This window comes from Acidobacteriota bacterium (genome assembly GCA_034211275.1).
In the GTDB taxonomy this organism is placed as follows: Bacteria; Acidobacteriota; Thermoanaerobaculia; order Multivoradales; family JAHZIX01; genus JAGQSE01.
Window position 1 is genome coordinate 1 of the sequence record JAXHTF010000042.1, and the last position, 17,984, is coordinate 17,984.

Below are 17,984 nucleotides of genomic sequence, written 5' to 3' on the forward strand. Positions count from 1 at the left end.
GATGCAGGCTGCCGCTCTGGCCTGCATCGGCGAACCGCGCCGACTGCCTGAGGGAGCTCGCACGAATCCGCGACCCGGCGAGCCCCGTTCAGCTCCCCGCTGTAAAATCCAAGAAGACTCCCAAATAGCGTAGATCCTGACTGTCCGGCAGGTTACGCATGGGAATCATGCCGTCGGTGGTGGAGAGGGTCAGGCGGTAGTAGTACTCCGGCTTGCCGTACACGAAGCCATCCAGACTGCGCGCGTAGGGCTCCCCTAAGGGCAGGACAATGGGGGTGCCCTGGCGCTTGGCGGCGGTGTCGAAGCGCACCCGCACCTCCGCCACCCCGCTGTCCAGGGTCAGAACGTTGCGACCGGAGAGCGACTGGACGCTGAAGCGCAGGGCGTCCAGCGGCTCGCTGGAGACCACGAAGACCTCTGACTGCGAGCCACCGCGCACCCACACGCCGGTGGGATTGTCCTCTTGAGCAAAGAAATTCTGCCGCGGAGTGATCCACACCCCGCCCCCCCAAGGCTTGATCCAATAGCCGGGAATCATCCCCGAGCGCAGCAACGTCAGCTCCAACGGCAGCGCCTGGAATGCCGCCGTGCGGGCATGGACCTGCAACCCGAACTCCGGCGCGATCTGCTGCACCGGTACCGCCAGCACCGGCGCGATCCACAACGCCGCCGCCGCGAACGGCGCCACCAGCGCCCCCCGGACCTTGAAGGTCGCGGGCAGGAAGAAGAGCGCCGGGTAAATGCTGGCGAAATAGCGATTGCCGATGAACCCAGCACCGCCGTGGTAGTTGTGCGAACGCACCAACAAGAGCAGCAGGCAATAGCCCGCTACCGCTCCCAACAACAGCCATCGCCCGCGATCCCGGGGGCCGGCGAGGAAAAGCGCTAGAGCAAAGAGGGCGAAGGGGAAATACGGCAGCAGACCGGTGTGGCGACCGACGAAGAAATACAGCACGTCCCGCGCGATGACCCGCGGGTTGGTCTCGATGGGCAGCCGATTCCACGAGCCAAAGCTGGTGCCCTTGTACAGATCCCACGGATCACCGGCCATCTCCAGCGGATAGCTATTCTCGAAGGATCGGCGCTGCACGTCCCGATAGGGGCTCCAGCGGTCGCTCTGCTGAAGCTGGAGCCCCACCAGCGCCGTCAGCCCCAGGATCCCCGCCAGCGTCGCCACCCCCAACGCCGGCAAGGCCTTGAGCCTCCGCGACCACAGCAGATCGATGCCGATGGGCAAGGCGAAGATCGCCACCGGCTCCTTGGAAACGAAGGCCGCCGCCAGCAGCAGCCCCACCAACCCCATGCCCAGATAGTGGCGGCGGGTCCAGGTGGCGGCCGCGCGCACCTGCAGCCAGATCGCCAGGGAGAAAAAGACGCAGGCCATGTTGAAGACTTCCGGCTGGATCCAGAAGACATAGATGAAGGCCGCGGAGGCGAAGAAGAACCCAGCGACGTAAAGCCCGCCGAGCCCCTCCTGCCGCCGCAGGAACCACCAGCCGTAGCCGGCCATAGCGAGGAAGAGGAACATGTTGAAGATCAACATGCCCTGCACCCCGAAAAGTCCATAGAACGGCAACGCTGCCAGGCTGTAGACGAAGGGCTTGCCATAGAACATGGTCTCGCCGCCGTCGGTGGTGAAAAGGATCAGGCCGTGGGGGCCAAAATCCCAGAGGTTGTAGGCCCGGGCCAGATCCCGATCCTCGTAGCGCAGATCGTGGTCATGCCACAGGCTCTGGGCCATCATCACGTAGGTGGCCTCGTCCGCCACCGGACCAGGAGGAAAGTGCACCTTGTACAGGCCGCCGGCGATGCCCAGGAGCACCAGAGCGGCACACAGAGCCGGGATCAACCTCTGATTCATGGCCGGGAATGTAGCACGGGGGGAAGTAAGATACCCACCCATGACCGCCCTCCCCACCGTCGCCGTCGATCTGCGGGCCCTGGTCCCGGAGGCCACCGGTATCGGCGTCTACACCCGCTCCTTGCTCGAAGCTCTAGTAGCCCGGGGCGGCGCCCGCTACCTTGGGCTGAGCCATGCCCCGCCCCGGGATCCCCAGGCCTTGGAGGGAGCCGGCGTTCCCTTCGAGGTCCAGTCGGCGCCCCTGGGAGTCCTGTGGCAGCAGATTCGCCTCCCCCGCCGGCTGCGTCAGGGCGACGTGGACGTCTTCTGGTCGCCCCTCCACACGCTGCCCTGGAGGACCCCGGTCCCCAGCGTCATCACCGTCCACGATCTCACCGTGTGGCTCTACCCCGAGGCCCATACCCGCAAAGTCCGCCTCAGCCAGCGCCCCTTCTTCCGGCGCTCCCTGCAACAGGCCGAAGCCGTGATCTGCGTCTCCCAGGCCACCGCCGACGACCTCCAACGCTTCTTTCCCGACGTCGCCCGCCGGGTGGAGGTGGTGCTCTCCGGGGTCGATCCCTTCTTTCATCCCGCGGAGGAGGAAGAAATCGCCGCCATCCGCCACGACCTGGGCTGCCCCGACGGCTATCTCCTCTACGTCGGCACCCTCGAGCCGCGCAAAAACCTGGACCTGCTGCTCACCGTCTGGGAGCGGCTGCGTCGAGACGACGAGAACACACCACCCCTACTGCTGGTGGGCTCCTCCGGCTGGCACAGCGGCCCCCTGCGCCAGCGCATCGCACAGCTCGAGCCCCTCGGCCTGCGGCACCTCGGGCACCTCGACCGACTCGGCCTGCGCCGCGCCTACCAGGGCGCCCGCGCCTTTCTCTACCCGTCCTTTTACGAGGGCTTCGGTCTACCGCCGCTGGAGGCCATGGCCTGCGGGGTGCCGGTGGCGGTATCCAACGTCTCGAGCCTGCCGGAAGTCGTCGAAAACGCTGGACTGCTGCTCCCACCCCAGGATATAGACGCCTGGGCCACGGCCATTCGTAGACTCCTCGATGAGGAAGCCTTGGCCCAAGACCTCCGCCACCGCGGCCTCCAACGCGCCGCCACCCTCACCTGGCAGCGCACCGCCGAGACCATGGAGCAGATCCTCCTGGCGAGCTGCTGACAACCTGCGCCGACGGCCCGAGGGAGTGCGAGACAGGAATCCGCTCCGCGGCGAGCATCCTCCAAGTGGGCTACAATAGGCTGGATTCAGGGGCCTGCGCCGGACTCCTGCTTCATTCGAAACTCAGCACCGCTCGCCCAACACCATCGGAGCCCCCCGACCTTGTCCTACACCATCGGTATCGACGCGCGCAAAGTCCTCGACTTCGGCATCGGCACCTACATCCGACACCTCGTCTTCGCCCTCGCGGAGATCGATTCCGAGAACCAATACATCCTGTTCAGCGGTGCCCAGCGGCAGGAGGTTTGGAAAGGGCTGCCGGAGAACTTCCGGGTCGTCACCACCCGTTCTCCGGTCTACTCCGTGCGCGAGCTCTTCAGTCTCTCCTGGAGAATGTTCCGCCTCGACCTGGATCTCTACCACTCCACCCACTACGTGCTGCCGGCCATCAACCCCTGCCGTATCGTGGTCACCATCCACGACATCATCCATCTCCTCTACCCCGAATATCTTCCCAACCGCCTAGCCTTCTTCTACGCCCAGCAGATGATCCGCCGCAGCCTCACCCGCGGCGACCGGATTCTGGCCGTTTCCCAGAACACCCGCACCGACCTGATGGAGTACTTCCGGGTCAGCGGACGCAAGATCCAGGTCGTCTACAACGGGGTCGACGACTCCTTCCGCGAGAAAGTCCCCGACGACGAGCTCGAACGCTCCCTGCGCAACCTGGGGATCCGCCGCCCCTACCTGCTCTTCGTCGGCAACCCCAAGCCCCACAAGAACCTCGACAACGTCATCAAGGCCTACGCCCAGGCGCTCAAGATCCACGACTTCGACGCTCCTCTGGTGTGCGTCGGCGACCGCGGGGACCGCGAGTTCAAAATCCGCCAGCGGGCGGAGCATCTGGGCATCGGGGACCGCATTCAGCTCCTCGGTCACGTCGCCCAGGAAGCGCTGCCGGCGATCTACCAGGGAGCGTCCCTCTTTCTCTACCCGACCCTCTACGAGGGCTTCGGGCTGCCGGTGGTGGAAGCCATGGCCTCCGGACTGGCGGTCATCACCTCCGACAACTCCTCCCTCAAAGAGGTTGCCGAAGGCTATGCCCACCTGGTCAACCCCCTCGACGTTCAGGGCATCGCCGAAGCCATCGCCCACTGCATGGCCGACGACGAGCACCGCGCCGCCCTCGCCAAGCTCGGCCTGCGGCGCTCGAAAGATTTTCGCTGGCGGCGCACCGCGGAGAAAACCCTGGAGGCCTATATGAGCGTGCTCCACGGTGCAGACCGCAGTGGGGAGCGTAGCGGCAAGCGCCGTAGCGGAGACGGCGGCTGATGACCCCGCCTCCACCTCAGGAAGAGCTGTCTCGGAAAGAACCGTCTCAGAAAGTGGGAGCCACCTCTGCCAACGATCCGGCGAACCCCCGGCGAGTCGCCCTGATTCACGACTGGCTCACCGGCATGCGCGGCGGCGAAAAAGTCCTCGAAGCCATGGCGGACCTCTTCCCTGACGCGCCCATCTTCACCCTCTTCCACTTCCCCGGCAGCGTCAGCGAGGCTCTCGAAAGCCACCCCATCCACACCAGCTTTCTCCAGCGCGCTCCGGGGCTGCGGCGCCACTATCGTCGCTTCCTGCCCTTCTTCCCGGCGGCGGTGGAAGATCTCGACCTGGCGGGCTATGACCTGGTTCTCAGCTCCAGCCACTGCGTCGCCAAGGGTGTGGTGGCGCCACCGGGCTCCCAGCACGTCTGCTACTGCCACACCCCCATGCGCTACGCCTGGGACCAGGAGCGCGCCTACTTTCCTCGCCGCCGCGGCCTCACCGCCCGCCTGCGGGGCCAGATCCTCAGCCGTCTACGCAACTGGGACGTCGGCTCCAGCCAGCGGGTGGACCGCTTCATCGCTAATTCCTCCTTCGTCGCCGAGCGCATCCGCCGCTACTACCGTCGCCAGGCGGAGGTGCTGCCGCCGCCGGTGGACGTGGGCTTCTTCACTCCCGGAGAGGGTAGGCAAGGAACGGATCGAGACGACGACTACGCCCTGGTGGTCAGCGCCCTGGCCCCCTACAAACGGGTCGACCTGGCCATCCAAGCCTGCGAAGCCCGTGGCCTCGAGCTGCGGGTGGTGGGGAACGGCCCCGAGCGCCAGCGGCTTCAAAGCCTCAGCAAAGGGGGCACGCGCTTCCTCGGCCGAGTCGATGACCAGCAGCTCCGCGAGCTCTACCGCGGCGCCCGCTTCTTCCTCCAGCCGGGCATCGAGGACTTCGGCATCGCCGCCGTCGAAGCCCTCGCCTGCGGCACGCCGGTGGTAGCGGTGGGACGCGGCGGCGTGCTCGATATCGTCGATTCCGGCGTCCACGGAGTGCTCTACGAAGAGTGGGATAGTATCGATTCGATACAACAGGCAATTGACATGGCGCGAGAGATCCGGTTCAATATCTTGGACCTTCGCCAGCGGGCGGAGAGCTTTTCCACCTCGAGATTCACCGAACGTTTGCGCCAATACCTCGGGGTCGGCTCGCCGCCGACAACGCCCCGACGCCAAGCGCCCGCTGGATTGGGGAACCGACACCCTTGATTAGCCAACGACATCGCCAGACGTCCGCGCTCTATCTGATCGGCGATCTGGTGGCCCTCACCGGCGCCTTCTTCCTCGCCTGGACCCTGCGCTTCGAGCTGCAGGTGGTGCCCCTGATCAAGACGCCGCCGGACTTCGGTCCCTATCTCGAGCTGCTGCCGGTGATCCTGGTGTCGTGGCCGGTGGTCTTCTACTTCCACGGCCTGTACCAAATTCGCCGCTCCCGCAGCCGGGTCGACGAGTCCCTGATGGTGGTCTCGGCGGTGGCCCTGTCGAGCATCGTGCTCCTGGCCTTCACCGCCGGCTATCGCCCGACGGTGGCGCCGGACAGCCAGGAATACTTCACCTTCAGCCGCGCCTTCCTCGCCCTGCTGGCCTTCTGCTCGTTGGCGGTGGTGGTCTTCACCCGCATGAGCATCCGCGAGGTCCTGCGCTGGCGCCGGCTGCACGGTCACGGGCTGCAGCGTATCCTGGTCATCGGCGCCGGCAAGCTGGGCAAAGAGATCACCCAGAAGCTCATCGCCCACCGCGAGTTCGGCTTCGAGGTCATCGGCTTTCTGGACGACGATCCGGGCAAAGCCGGCTCGTCCTTCTACGACGTGCCGGTGCTGGGCAATCTGCGGTCGGTGGACGAGGTGTTGGAGAACCACCGGGTGGACCAGGTCTACATCGCCCTGCCCCTGGAGGCCCACCGCAAGATGCTGCGCCTGCTGCAGCGCTTCGGCCGCGAGTGCGTCGAGGTCAAGCTGGTCCCCGACATCCTCCAATTCGCCACCCTCAACGCCGCCATCGAAGAGCTCGACGGCTGCCCCATCATCAACCTCTCCCAGGTGCCCATGCAGGGCTGGCAGAGCTTGGCCAAGCGCGGCATCGACATGGCCATCGCCGCCGCCTGCCTGCTGGCGCTGCTGCCCTTGCTGCCCATCGTGGCGGCGATTATCTGGTTCGAGGATCACGGCCCCATCTTCTACAGCCAGGAGCGCATGGGCCTCGACGGCCAGCCGTTCATGATCTACAAGCTGCGCTCCATGCGGGTCAACGCCGAGGCCAGCACCGGCCCGGTGTGGGCGGTCAAGGACGACCCCCGCCGCACCCGCTTCGGCAGCTTCATCCGCCGCACCTCCATCGACGAGCTACCGCAGCTGTGGAACGTGCTCAAGGGCGACATGTCCATCGTCGGCCCGCGCCCGGAACGCCCCGCCTTCGTCCACGAGTTCAAGCACAAGATCCCCCAATACATGATGCGCCACCGGGTCAAGGCCGGCATCACCGGCTGGGCCCAGGTCCACGGCTGGCGCGGCAACACCTCGATCAAGAAGCGCATCCAATACGACCTCTACTACATCGAGAACTGGTCCCTCGGCCTCGATCTCAAGATCCTCTGGATGACCCTCCGCAGCGGGCTCTGGCATAACGCGCACTGAAGCCAGCCTTCCTGTCTCAGCCTTACCTCTCTCTCCCACCTCCAGCCCAGATCTTCGCCGCACCCACCAAGACCAAGCCTAGGCTTGGATCGACTAGCTAGATGTAGAGAGCTCCCCCATGGGCCCCTGCTTGCTATAGTTCTAAGAGATGCTGAGACTCACCTGAAAGGTAATCAATGCAGCGATTCACTCCTTACCTCGGCCTCTTCGCCCTAGCACTCCTGATGCCCTTCGCCAGTCACGGAGAGACTGAAGAAACATCAACGTCGCAGAGACCGATCGAGCTTTCCGTCGAGCAGATCGAGCAGATCCTGACGCCAGGAGTACTCGAAGAGAAGAGTAGCTACCGAGGTGACCTGCCGCAGGACTTGGTTGACCGGGTAGTGCACCGAGCACAGTCTCTCCTCCACTTCAAGACTGTCCACGCAGCAGATGGCAACCTCGATGCCAATGAGTGCGTGATGGGCACTTGGGACGAAGCAGCCTATCGCTACGCACCGGACGATCTTCAGGGCAGTCTCGAAGAGGTCGTCAGCGCCGCCGATCTAGTTTTCGTTGGAGAAGTGCTTTCCAGAGAGACCTTCTTTTCCTACCGGAACTTCAAGACCAGGGTGTTCGTGCAGATCGAGGAAGTCTGGCCGCCTGCCCCTGAGGCAATCGAGCCAGGAGATATTGTGCGGTATACGACCTTGGACTACGACTTGATGGCTGGGGAGGAACGGCTTTGCACTACCCCCCGCGAGGGAGCTTTGCCATCTCCTGGAGAGCGGCTCCTTTTTCTGGGGTTTCCCATAGATGAAGCCGTACGTAGCAAGGGCCACTTGCCCAAGTCAGAGCTGGCGGTCACCAACTTTTTTCGGATCGATGGATCTTTGGCCATCCCAACCCAGTATCTTTTCCTACAAGATGCGGAGCCCCAATCCCTAGAGCACTTGCAAGACGAGCGCGCGGGGAGCGCGCCAAACCCGAAGCACGAAGACCTGTCCATCGGATCGGAGCAATGAAGCCGCTTGTGGCGTTCGGTTCAAAATCGATTCTGATCCCTTCCACGCTGGCGCTATGTCTGCTCTGGTTGCATCCTGCAACGGGCCATCCGGTCGCCTCCATAGGCTCCTGCACCGAGCAGGCCATCGTCACAACCTTAAAGGGCGACTCAGAATTGGACGTCTGCGGCTGGGCTCATCGGGAAAAGAAGTGGCAGAAAGGCCGTCGCGGACAACCCTTGAAGGTGTACATCCCCAACTCGGGGCCTGATTCAGACACCTACGACAACCTAGCCTGCCTGTTCGAAGCTGCCAACGATCTCTGGCAGGAAGCTTGTCCTCCACCGGGCTCTTTGCCCGTCAATCCCATCGTACCTACCTTGGAAATCGTACGTGGTGATCGACCTGCCGGTGAAGACCACAGTCTGCTGGTCGATTATGACCCAGCCTATACCGGCGCAGTCGCAACCTGGGGATCCAACAGCAACAGCATTACTTTCTCGGCTAGTGAAGACTGGAACTGTGCCGGTGCCCCAAGCACGGCGGACCCCCACCACAAGGTCATCACTGCCCACGAGATCGGCCATGCCCTGGGCCTGGAGCATGACTTCTGCACCACTCCCTCTACCCCGAAATCCATCATGACGACCAAACCCGAGCGAGGCACCGACTACGGCGTCCGCCCCGAGCACTGCGAGGCCATCGAGGAGATCAACTGCCGGGAGGATTGCAGCTCGAATCTCACCCTGACCGAGGGCGAGGATTGCCCCTGCTGCTTCTTCTGCACCATCCCGCCGCTCCAGGACCGCTGCCTGCTGGCGCCGGCGCTGTGCAGCGGTGGGTATGCGGATCCGTCGGAGGGGTATTGCATCTATCGGGAGACCACCTGGGTGGTCATCGGCGTGGTGGAGGAAGAGCATCTCATCGGCACGACCCTGACCTACTTCACCCTCTCCGAGATGACCTCCACCTCCATCGACTGCTACACCTGGAATTTGGGTGGAGATCCACCCCAGGAGACGTCCCAGGAAAGCGTCCAGCCGGGAGAGGGACCGCTGCTTTTCGTCCGCAGCCGCTACCCCGAGGGGCTTGCCGGCGCCATGCCGCTGAGCGGCGTCGCCCGCGACGACACCTACGGCATTGCCTCCTTGAGCTTCTGGATCGATGGCGTGCCGGCGGCGGTGAGTGGATTGCAGATGGGGCTGTACGATCCCCACACCTGCACGGAGCGACCGGCCACCGGCTGCGACGCCAATAGCCGCTTCGAGGCGATGCTCGATGTCTCCGGCCTGGCGGACGGAACCCACACCCTGCAGGTGCTGGCGGTCAATAACCGAGTCGTGGATCCCATCCCCACCTACTACGAGATCCCCATCGAGGTGCGCAACGCCGGCTCATGCTCCGGGGACGGAACAGGTCCTACGGTGAGCCTCAACCAGCCGGCGGCGGGCGCCAGCATCCAGGGTACGGTGGGCGTCACCTGCTCCGCCTCCGATTCCTCCGGCGTCGAGCAAGTCGAGCTCTACGCCGCCGGTGCCTGGAAGCAGAGCGACCCGACGGCGCCTTACTCCTTCTCCCTGGACACCACCGGCTACCCCGATGGCCCCCTCGAGCTGCGCTGCCGAGCCGAGGACGCCTGCGGCAACGCCAGCTTCTCGGCTCCAGTCGCGGTGACGGTGGCCAACGGAGCTCCCACCACCGTGACCTTCAGCCCCACCGACGACACCTTCGCCCACCAGGACCAGCCCACTTCCGTCTTCGGTGCCTACAACTTCCTACGCCTGCGCACCTTCGACGGCGGCCATGGACGCCACGGATACTTGAAGTTCCAGCTCAGCGGCATCACCGGAGCGGTGACCTCCGCCAAGCTGCGATTCCGGACCCAGGACATGGTCCTTCCCGAAGCCCTCAGCCTCTACAAGCTAGCCACCACCGGCTGGAGTGAGCAAACCCTGACCTGGAACAACGCTCCCCTCGACGTAGTCCAGTCGACCACCCTTCCCGGTCCCTTCGCCGCGGAAACCTGGCACGAGCTCTACATCACCCCGCTGGTCACCGGCGACGGAACGCTCTCCCTGGGCCTCGCCACCACAGCCAACCAGGGCAAGCTCGACCTGTGGACCAAGGAGTCTCTCTATCCTCCGAGGCTGGACGTCACCTTCGTGCCCTCGGCGATACCGGTCGATCCGAGCGGTCAATAGGCATCCCGACCAGTGAGCCTACAGACGAGGACGGGTACCTTGACCATTGGTTCTCTGCACCTACTCGTCAGCGTACGCAAGGCCCTATAGCAGCCTGCTCAAAAGCCATCTGCAGAAGTCAGAGACGAAGTCGCTGCGAGCCGAAGACCGAAAGACTTGACGAGGGTCGCGCATCAATATACTTTTTCAGAATGAATAATATTCCTACAATTTGGATCCTTCTCGTCATTATTGTCACCTCAATGGCCCCCGCTGTCGTCGCCCAGCAAAACCCTGACCACTGCCAAGGAGACACTCATCACTTCTCCCACGACTTCGACGATGGCTGTGGTTTCCAGGTCAATCCTCATTACCCGGTCACCATCGCTGATGATCAGGGCGGCCAGGGCTGTCAGCAGCGTGGTAAAACCTGTGTCGGCTGCGAGGATTGTTGTGAAGGCCAAGAGTCCGAAGCCATTGAATGCGAATGCAAGTCTATGACTGCTACCGGCCAGGGAGTATGCATCGATTACGCCGTGAGAGCTGCAAGTCGTTGTCGTCAGCTCTGCCAAGGCCACTTTGCTGATCTCGGTGGATGTCCCGCCTCATGAACCCAATCATCCAACCAGGTCACCGACTCTTCGTTTGGCTATTCCTAGGGACTTTGATTTCCAGCGGACCCTCGGCCGCCATCGACATACCCGACGTCGAGCGCCATCTTGTCTTTCGCGATTCAGAAGGAAGCGTCTTGGCGGAATGCATCGAGACCCTCACAGCCGACGACGAGGGCGGCGCGACCACCTGGAAAATCCTCACTCCAGAAAAACATCGTGCGATCTGGGTCTCCGACTACGTGGCCGACGAAACGCTCTTTTCTGGGAAGTTCATGGATCTTGAAACCGGGTGGACCGCCAGTCTGGCTATTGTGAGCGACACTCCGAGCGGGCATCCCAACACACCCTCTGTCGGCACCTTCCTATCCGATTTGAAGGCACGAGATGCGATGCTCACGGTGAGCCTGGAAACCAGCGACGGCTTCTATGCGGAGCACCAGGCGTCTATCAATGCTTCACCGGACGAGGATGTCGATTGGCAACCTGCTTTTGGGCACAAGTTAGCGCAGAGTGATATTGGGCTGGACCTTCCTGCCTCGGTTTCAGAGGAGATCCGTTTCATCCACAAAGTCGGCTCGAACTTGACTCGGGAAGGATCGCTGGCTTTCAAGCTCATCGAGCTCCTTTACCAAGAGCTGGAGCGGGCTCGGGAACGCGATTCGCTGAACGATTCCGACCCCTACGAAGCCTCGAGGTGGGAAGTTGGAGTCGGGACCGTCGAAGTGGGTAGCGAGGACGAGCCGCGCGCCACTCATCGCGAGCTCGCAGAGCGCTTCAAAGAAGCCTCGAGCGACGCGACGCAGTCGTCCGACGAGCAGTCCCCCGAGGAGCAGTCCCCCGACGGGTAGTCGCCGGTCGGCACGACGGAACGCTCTCCCTAGGCCTCGCCTCCGGGATCCATCAGGGCAAGCTCCACCGGTAGAAAAAGAGTCGATTTACGCTCCGTAGCTGGTGGGGGGCACCTCGGTGCCCTCCACCTCGCCGGTTCAGCTCGCCTTGCGCTGCCGCAGGCCGCGGCGGGTCTGGGAGAGGGCTTCGTTGAGCTCGCGGCGACGGGTTTCGTCGAGGACTTCGCCGCCGAAGCTTTCGTGCAGATAGAGATCGACGACCCGGGCGGTGGGCTCTGCCACTTCGGGGAATCGCTCGCCGGCCCGCTCACCGAGAGTGCTGGCGGTGGCGTTGGGGGGCAACTCCAGGCCATGGTGTTCCAGAAGCCGGCGGAGGCGCTGGAAGGCGCGGAGACCATCGGGAGAACCGCGGCGAGTGTAGAACCAGGAGATGACGCCCACCGCCACCGCCAACAACACCCACAAGGCCGTGAGCCCACGGCGCCGCGGCGGCTCCGATGGGGCGATCTCTTGGGCGTCGGGGGCTGTCTCCGCAACCGCTGGAGCTTCCGCCGCGGCCGGGCTCTCCTCGGAGTCGTCGCCGAAGCCCCGCAGCCAATTGCGTACCTTGTACCAAAGCTCCCGGGCTCCCCAAACGAAGGAAAGCTGGTCATCGAAGCCGTAGGTGATGATGTAGCGATCCCAGCGGAAGAGGATGTAGTCGTAGGCCTGACGGAAGATGCTGAAGCCGGTGAAGTCGCCGGAGGCGGGACGGCCTGCCGGCGGCGTCGGATCGAAGATGGTCCAGCCTTCGTCCGGCAAATAGGCCTCGACCCACGCGTGAGCGTTGCTCTGCCGCACCACGTAATAGCCGGTGAGGGGGTTGAGCTCCCCGCCCAGGAAGCCGGTGGCCAAGCGCGCCGGGATTCCCTGGGAACGCAGCATCAACACCATGGAGGAGGCGAAGAGCTCGCAGTGGCCTTGCTGGTGGCGGAAGAGGAACTCGTCGATGGGCGCCTGACCGGTGAGGCCGACGAAGTCCAAGGAGAACGAATACGCTTCCGTCAAGTGCCGTTCCAGCCGCCGGGCCCGTTCCTTCGCCGAGCCCTCCCCCGCCACCTCCGCCGCCAGCGCCGCCACCTGCGGGCTGACCTTGGACGCGTTGAGGGTCGGATCCTTGAGGTCCGGCTCCATGGCCAGGATCTCCGGAATCGCCGACAGGGGACGATGGCCGAAGAGCACCGGTTCCCGGGCCAGCCCGACCCGGTAGGCGGTGACCCCCGTCGGCTTGCGCCACAGCGACGCAACGCCGCCTCGTTCGAGGTTGAGCACCGGGGCCTCCAGCTCCACCGTCAGCGCCTCCACCGGCAGGATCAACGCCTTGCTGCCCAAGGGCTGGAGCCAGATCTCCACCCACTCCCGAGGCTCCCGGCCGCTGAGCTGGAAGAGGCCGTCGTTGGAGCTCAGCACCGACGCGTCGCTGCTCCCCCCGTTGAGCCAGCGCCGACCATCGAAGCGATCGAAAGTACCGCCCTTGAGGCGTAGCTCGGGACGCGGCGGGAACGAGCCGGAAAATTGCAGTCGCACCGCCACGTTGGGGTTGTTGCGCTGCCCGCCGATGGAGTCGAGATTGACCTCGTCGGTAAACCCGGCGGCGTAGATCTGGGTGCCGGTGCCGGTACCGCGGAAGCCCACGAAGGGATTCGCCATGCGGGGGAAAAGCACGAAGAGAGGAATTCCCATCAGGACCATGGCACAGGTGGCCGCCGCCACGAAGCCTGCAACGGGGGTGCGTTCCAGCACCTCGCCGGCGCGATCGTAGCGGCTCAACACCCGCAGCATGGCCAGCCGTACCAGCAGGATCAACGCCGGAACGGCAAACCCCAACAGATAGAAGAGGATGGTGGGATGCACGCTGGTTCCCATGGCGGCGAGGAAGAGGAAGAAGACGGCGCCGAAGGTTTGCCATACGTCCCGGGGACTACGAAGGGCGAAAAGCTTGACCACCACCGTGAACAGGCAGATATGGATGACGGTCTGGACGATCTGCCCACGAAACGCCACCATCTGGAGGTCCAAGAAAAGAACCGGCAGATAGATCAGGCCCAACAGGTTCATGGCCCACTTGGGTAGCGGCGGGGCCTCTCGCCGGGCGCGCCGCAGGTAAAGCACGATGAGCAGCAGATAGAGCCCCAGCACCGGCCATTCGAGGACGCTGTTGAGGGGGAGCGGCAGCGGCGCCAGCAACGCCAGCAGACCCAGCAGCCGAGGTACCGAAGGCAGGGAAATCATGCCGCCACCCGCCGATCCATCACCAGCCGCAATTCCGGGGCCCGAGGGTCCCCGGCCTGCAACGGCTCCGGCTCCGGGGGCACCGCCTCGACCAGCGCCAACACCTCCAGCAGAGCGAAGCGCTGGCGCCGACCGGTGGCGAAAGGCAGCCGCCGGTCGCGGGTCACCAGCTCCACCTCGTAGCCTTGCTCCAGATGCTCGCAGGCGGCGGTGGCGGCCTCGCTCACCAAGCGCTCGAAATGCGCGGCCTTCTCCTCGTCGCCAGCGGCGTCGAATCCGTTGTCGAGCAGGATCGACAGCCGCCGGGCCTCCTCGTCCTCGCGCTCGACGAAGATCTGGCGGCCGGTCTTCGCGGTTTGCTTCCAGTGGATGTCCCGCGGGTCGTCGCCGGGCTGGAAAGCTCGCAGCTGGTGCAGCTCATAGCCACGCCCCCGCCGCGACGATCCCTCCTCACCGAAGGAGCCGGAAGCCCGAGGCACGTTGCCGGCGGCATCGAAGAGCTCCGGGTAGACTAGCAACTCGCTGTCCAAGGAGTAGCGCTGGGCTTTGGTGAACAGGCCAAAGGGAAAGAGGCTGGTGACGGTGGCAGAGGTCAGCCGGTGGACGCCGCGGGTGGGAATCAGCAGCTCGAGCTCACCCCGGCTCCGCCCCCGGCGCGGCAGGTAGGGGATCAACCGCGGCCGGTCGTGCCCCTCGAGGGAGAAGAGGAGCAGCCAGCGGGGCAACCACCAGCTGCGGTTGGTGACCTTGAAACGTAGACTCGCGGGACGCTGGGCGTAGATTTCTCCCGGCTCTCGCAGCTCCACCCGCAGACCGCGGACGTTCCAGCGCGAGACCAGGCCGGAAACCACCAACATGCCCAACATCAGAGCCAGCACCATGAACAATGCGTTGTTGCCGGTGTTGGTAGCCGCCACCGCCACCACCAGGGCCAGCAACACGAACCACAGACCGGTACCGGTGACCCGTACCGACTGGGGCCGGGAGGTTTGGCGCTTGCTGCCTGAACGCTGGGCAAGCCGACGAGGGGAGGTCGAGGGTGGGACCTTCGGACGCTTCCGGTCCGCTTGCTCGCTGTGGGAGCGCTTCCGCCGTCTCATCGATGGATCATCCCTTCGCCACCTCCCCGTGAACCGCGAGGCGCGGCTTCAACAAGCCTTCAACGCGGGACCGGAACCGACTCCAACAGGCCTTCGATGGCCTGACGTTGGGCGGCCCGGTCACCGGCTCCCCGGCGCAGCAGGATGCGGTGAGAAAGCACCGAGACCGCCAGCCGGTGTACGTCCTCCGGAATGGCGAAGGTGCGCCCCTCGCACAGCGCATGGGCCTGCACCGCCCGGTACAGACTCTGCACGCCGCGGGTGGAAACGCCCAACAAGAAACTGCCGGTCTTGCGCGTTTCCACCGCCAGATCGAGGATGTAGTCGGCGAGCTTGTCCGCCACCTGCACTTGCGGCACCTGCTGCTGCAATTCCAGCAGCTCCTCCCGACTGAGCACCGGCTGGAGATCGTGCAGCAAGGCCTCCACGCCACCGCTGAGCAATAGATCCCGCTCCTCGTCCCGAGGCGGGTAGCCCAGCTCCAGAGACATCAGGAAGCGGTCCAGCTGCGACTCCGGCAGCGGAAACGTTCCGTGATACTCCAGCGGATTCTGAGTGGCGATGACCAGGAACGGCTGGGTCAAGGTGTAGCGCTTGCGATCCACCGACACCCGCCCTTCGCTCATCGCCTCCAGCAGCGCCGACTGGGTCTTGGGGGTTGCCCGGTTGATCTCGTCCGCCAGCAGCACGTTGGCGAAGAGCGGTCCGGGAACGAATTCGAAGCGCTCGTCCCGCTGGCGGTAGATGGAGACCCCGATGATGTCCGAGGGCAGCAGGTCGCTGGTGAACTGGATGCGCTGGAAGGACACCCCGAGAGAACGGGCCAAAGCCTGGGCGAGGGTGGTCTTGCCGACGCCGGGGACGTCCTCCATCAGCACGTGGCCCCGAGCCAGCAGGCACACCACCGCCTGGCGGATCACCTCCTGCTTGCCCCGCAGCACACGGCTGACGTTGGCCTCCAGGCGGCGAATGCGCTGCCACGGGGAGGCAGCGGTTTCGGTCTCCGGTGTTGCGGAGAGCTCGGGGGAAGCGGATGGAGTGGGCTGGGCGGAGCTCGCGGGCTTGGAAGTCAATGTCATCGTTGTGGTCTACGGCCGAAGCCGCCAATTGGTTTATCGCTCCCGTCGGTGATGGAGTTCGCGCGCGGGTCTCGCCGCGAAGGGCTTACATGCTATCAGGCGACCGCGGGCCGGAACCGCCATGGCCAGCTCTGGAAAGCGCCACAACGAAGAAACCCTCCCCTCCGCCCAAGGGTTCCGCAGAACCGAACGACGGAGTCGGGAGGGTTTCGACAGGCCCGGGAGCGGGCGGCCTACTCAGTTGGCGCTGCCGTACTCGGGGTAGTCTCCCCGCTCCTCCGCCGGCACCTGACGGATCTCGGCGGTGAACATGTCGCCCTCCTCGTAGGGAATGCCCTTGAGCTCCTGGCTGAACTGGGAAGAAGCGCCGGGAAGCACGTTGGAGGTGTCGAAGACCACCTGCAGGCGGCCCCGCTCGTTCTGGTTCGAGTCGGCGTGGATCAGGTCCACGGTGAGCTCCTGCAGGGAGTCGTCGCGGTTGCCGTTCTTGATCAGCAGGTCGAGCACCACATCGTAGCTCTCGGGCTCCATCTGCTCCTGAGCCATGTCGCCCTCGCCGGCCATCTCACCGTCACCCATCTCATCGGCGGCCATCTCATCGGCGGCCATCTCGTCGTCGGCGGCCATCTCCTCATCGGCGCCCTCTTCACCCTCTTCCATCGGGGGCGGCTCGGGATAGTTCGGGGTGGCGGAGAAACCGCTGGGGTTGACCTCGACCTCATATCCGGCCCGGAGCTCGTCGATTCGCTCCGCGGGGGACTGAGGCTGGCAGGCGACGAGGGAGCCGAGGAGCAGAACCGCGGCCAGAGCGACGAGCAATTTGGGAGTTTTGGCTTGTAGCAGGGTCATAGAGATCTCCTTCCAAGGTATTTCACAAAGTACAGGCGAGGAACCTGGGTTGCACACCGACCTCAGCGAGACCGACCTCCAGCGAGGCCGGAAGCGCGGTCGCAAACCTGGCGAGGACTGGGGAAGGCGTCGGGTCCAGCATCACGAACGCTCTTCACGTCGCTCCTCCGATGAGCTCCTCTCACCGGTTCTTCTCTCACCGGCTCTTTCGCATCCCCCGCCAGCCAAACCGGCGGGGACAAACAGAGCTCGCATCCCAGGCAAATAAGCCTAATTCGGACCTAGATTATAGCGAAGGATGGCCCAGATGGCCGCAAAGCCGTCGCGCCAGCCGATTTTCTTGCCCTCGGCATAGGTCCGGCCGCAATAGGAAATAGGCACCTCGAAGATGCGAGCTCCCCCCTTGGCCACCTTGGCGGTGAGCTCCGGCTCGATACCGAAGCGGTTGGAGTACAAATCCAGCTCCTGCAGCACCTCGCGGCGAAAAACCTTGTAGCAGGTCTCCATATCCGACAGGTTGAGATCCGTCAGCATGTTGGAGAGGGTGGTCAGCACTTTGTTGCCGACGTAATGCCAGAAGAAGAGCACGCGATGCGGGCCGCCGAGGAAGCGAGAGCCGTACACCACATCCGCCTCACCGGCGAGGATCGGCGCCAGGAGCACCGGGTAGTCCCGCGGGTTGTATTCCAGGTCGGCGTCCTGAACCAACACGATGTCACCAGTGGCGAGGCCGAAGCCGGTGCGCAGGGCTGCTCCCTTGCCGCGATTCTTCTCGTGCTCCCGGTAGATGAACGGTACCTCGCTCTCGTCGGCGAGACGCCGCAGGATCTCCCGGGTGCCGTCCTGGGAGCCGTCGTCCACGACCACGATTTCCAGCTCCATCCCTTCCGGGTAGGGAGCGTCCAGAACCCGGTCCAGCAGCTCCACGATGGTCGCTGCTTCGTTGTATGCTGGAATAACTACGGAGAGTCGCGGCATGGCTTCGGGAATGTTAGCTGAAATTCCGCGTCGGTTCTGGAATTCTTGGCGAGAGTTCCTGTTTGGAGTGT

Annotated in this window: 14 protein-coding genes; 7 read left to right on the forward strand and 7 right to left on the reverse strand. The window is 64.3% G+C overall.

Annotated features, from left to right (window positions below):
- Window positions 1-88 precede the first annotated feature (88 nt).
- Window positions 89-1,849 carry a hypothetical protein gene (locus SX243_09260; GenBank protein ID MDY7093145.1) on the reverse strand — a complete coding sequence of 587 codons (1,761 nt, stop codon included), beginning with the start codon at window positions 1,847-1,849 and terminating at the stop codon, window positions 89-91.
- Between the two features lie 52 nt (window positions 1,850-1,901).
- Between SX243_09260 and SX243_09265 the strand changes: the two genes are divergently transcribed.
- The 6 genes from SX243_09265 (at window position 1,902) to SX243_09290 (ending at window position 10,195) form a co-directional block, all read left to right on the forward strand.
- Window positions 1,902-3,014: a glycosyltransferase family 1 protein gene (locus SX243_09265; GenBank protein ID MDY7093146.1), complete on the forward strand. Its 1,113-nt coding sequence runs from the start codon at window positions 1,902-1,904 to the stop codon at window positions 3,012-3,014.
- Between the two features lie 162 nt (window positions 3,015-3,176).
- Complete coding sequence (locus SX243_09270; protein ID MDY7093147.1) at window positions 3,177-4,346, forward strand: glycosyltransferase family 1 protein; 1,170 nt, start codon at window positions 3,177-3,179, stop codon at window positions 4,344-4,346.
- Window positions 4,346-5,587 carry a glycosyltransferase gene (locus SX243_09275; GenBank protein ID MDY7093148.1) on the forward strand — a complete coding sequence of 414 codons (1,242 nt, stop codon included), beginning with the start codon at window positions 4,346-4,348 and terminating at the stop codon, window positions 5,585-5,587. The genes SX243_09270 and SX243_09275 overlap by 1 nt, the downstream gene beginning before the upstream one ends.
- Complete coding sequence (locus tag SX243_09280) at window positions 5,584-7,011, forward strand: undecaprenyl-phosphate glucose phosphotransferase (protein MDY7093149.1); 1,428 nt, start codon at window positions 5,584-5,586, stop codon at window positions 7,009-7,011. The genes SX243_09275 and SX243_09280 overlap by 4 nt, the downstream gene beginning before the upstream one ends.
- A gap of 176 nt (window positions 7,012-7,187) precedes the next feature.
- Window positions 7,188-8,015, forward strand: a complete 828-nt coding sequence (locus SX243_09285) for a hypothetical protein (protein ID MDY7093150.1) — start codon at window positions 7,188-7,190, stop codon at window positions 8,013-8,015.
- Between the two features lie 620 nt (window positions 8,016-8,635).
- Window positions 8,636-10,195 (forward strand): Ig-like domain-containing protein, encoded by a 1,560-nt coding sequence (locus SX243_09290; protein MDY7093151.1) that lies wholly within the window; start codon window positions 8,636-8,638, stop codon window positions 10,193-10,195.
- A 239-nt stretch (window positions 10,196-10,434) separates the two neighbouring features.
- Here SX243_09290 and SX243_09295 read toward each other — a convergent pair whose 3' ends face one another.
- Entirely contained in the window at window positions 10,435-10,746 is a 312-nt protein-coding gene (locus tag SX243_09295) for a hypothetical protein (GenBank protein MDY7093152.1), read from the reverse strand.
- 35 nt (window positions 10,747-10,781) lie between these two features.
- On the opposite strand from SX243_09295, the gene SX243_09300 reads away from it, so the two are divergent.
- The gene (locus SX243_09300; protein ID MDY7093153.1) at window positions 10,782-11,636 is read left to right on the forward strand and encodes a hypothetical protein; all 855 of its coding nucleotides are present in this window, start codon (window positions 10,782-10,784) and stop codon (window positions 11,634-11,636) included.
- A 138-nt stretch (window positions 11,637-11,774) separates the two neighbouring features.
- Here SX243_09300 and SX243_09305 read toward each other — a convergent pair whose 3' ends face one another.
- The 5 genes from SX243_09305 to SX243_09325 form a co-directional block, all read right to left on the reverse strand.
- Window positions 11,775-13,907: a DUF3488 and transglutaminase-like domain-containing protein gene (locus SX243_09305; GenBank protein ID MDY7093154.1), complete on the reverse strand. Its 2,133-nt coding sequence runs from the start codon at window positions 13,905-13,907 to the stop codon at window positions 11,775-11,777.
- Window positions 13,904-15,007 carry a DUF58 domain-containing protein gene (locus tag SX243_09310; protein MDY7093155.1) on the reverse strand — a complete coding sequence of 368 codons (1,104 nt, stop codon included), beginning with the start codon at window positions 15,005-15,007 and terminating at the stop codon, window positions 13,904-13,906. The genes SX243_09305 and SX243_09310 overlap by 4 nt, the downstream gene beginning before the upstream one ends.
- Before the next feature lie 59 nt (window positions 15,008-15,066).
- A complete protein-coding gene (locus tag SX243_09315) occupies window positions 15,067-16,086 on the reverse strand; it encodes a MoxR family ATPase (protein ID MDY7093156.1) in 1,020 nt (339 codons plus the stop codon).
- A gap of 237 nt (window positions 16,087-16,323) precedes the next feature.
- Window positions 16,324-16,935, reverse strand: a complete 612-nt coding sequence (locus SX243_09320; protein ID MDY7093157.1) for a hypothetical protein — start codon at window positions 16,933-16,935, stop codon at window positions 16,324-16,326.
- 270 nt (window positions 16,936-17,205) lie between these two features.
- On the reverse strand, window positions 17,206-17,913 hold the full coding sequence (locus SX243_09325; GenBank protein MDY7093158.1) for a glycosyltransferase family 2 protein: 708 nt from the start codon (window positions 17,911-17,913) through the stop codon (window positions 17,206-17,208).
- Window positions 17,914-17,984: the final 71 nt, after the last annotated feature.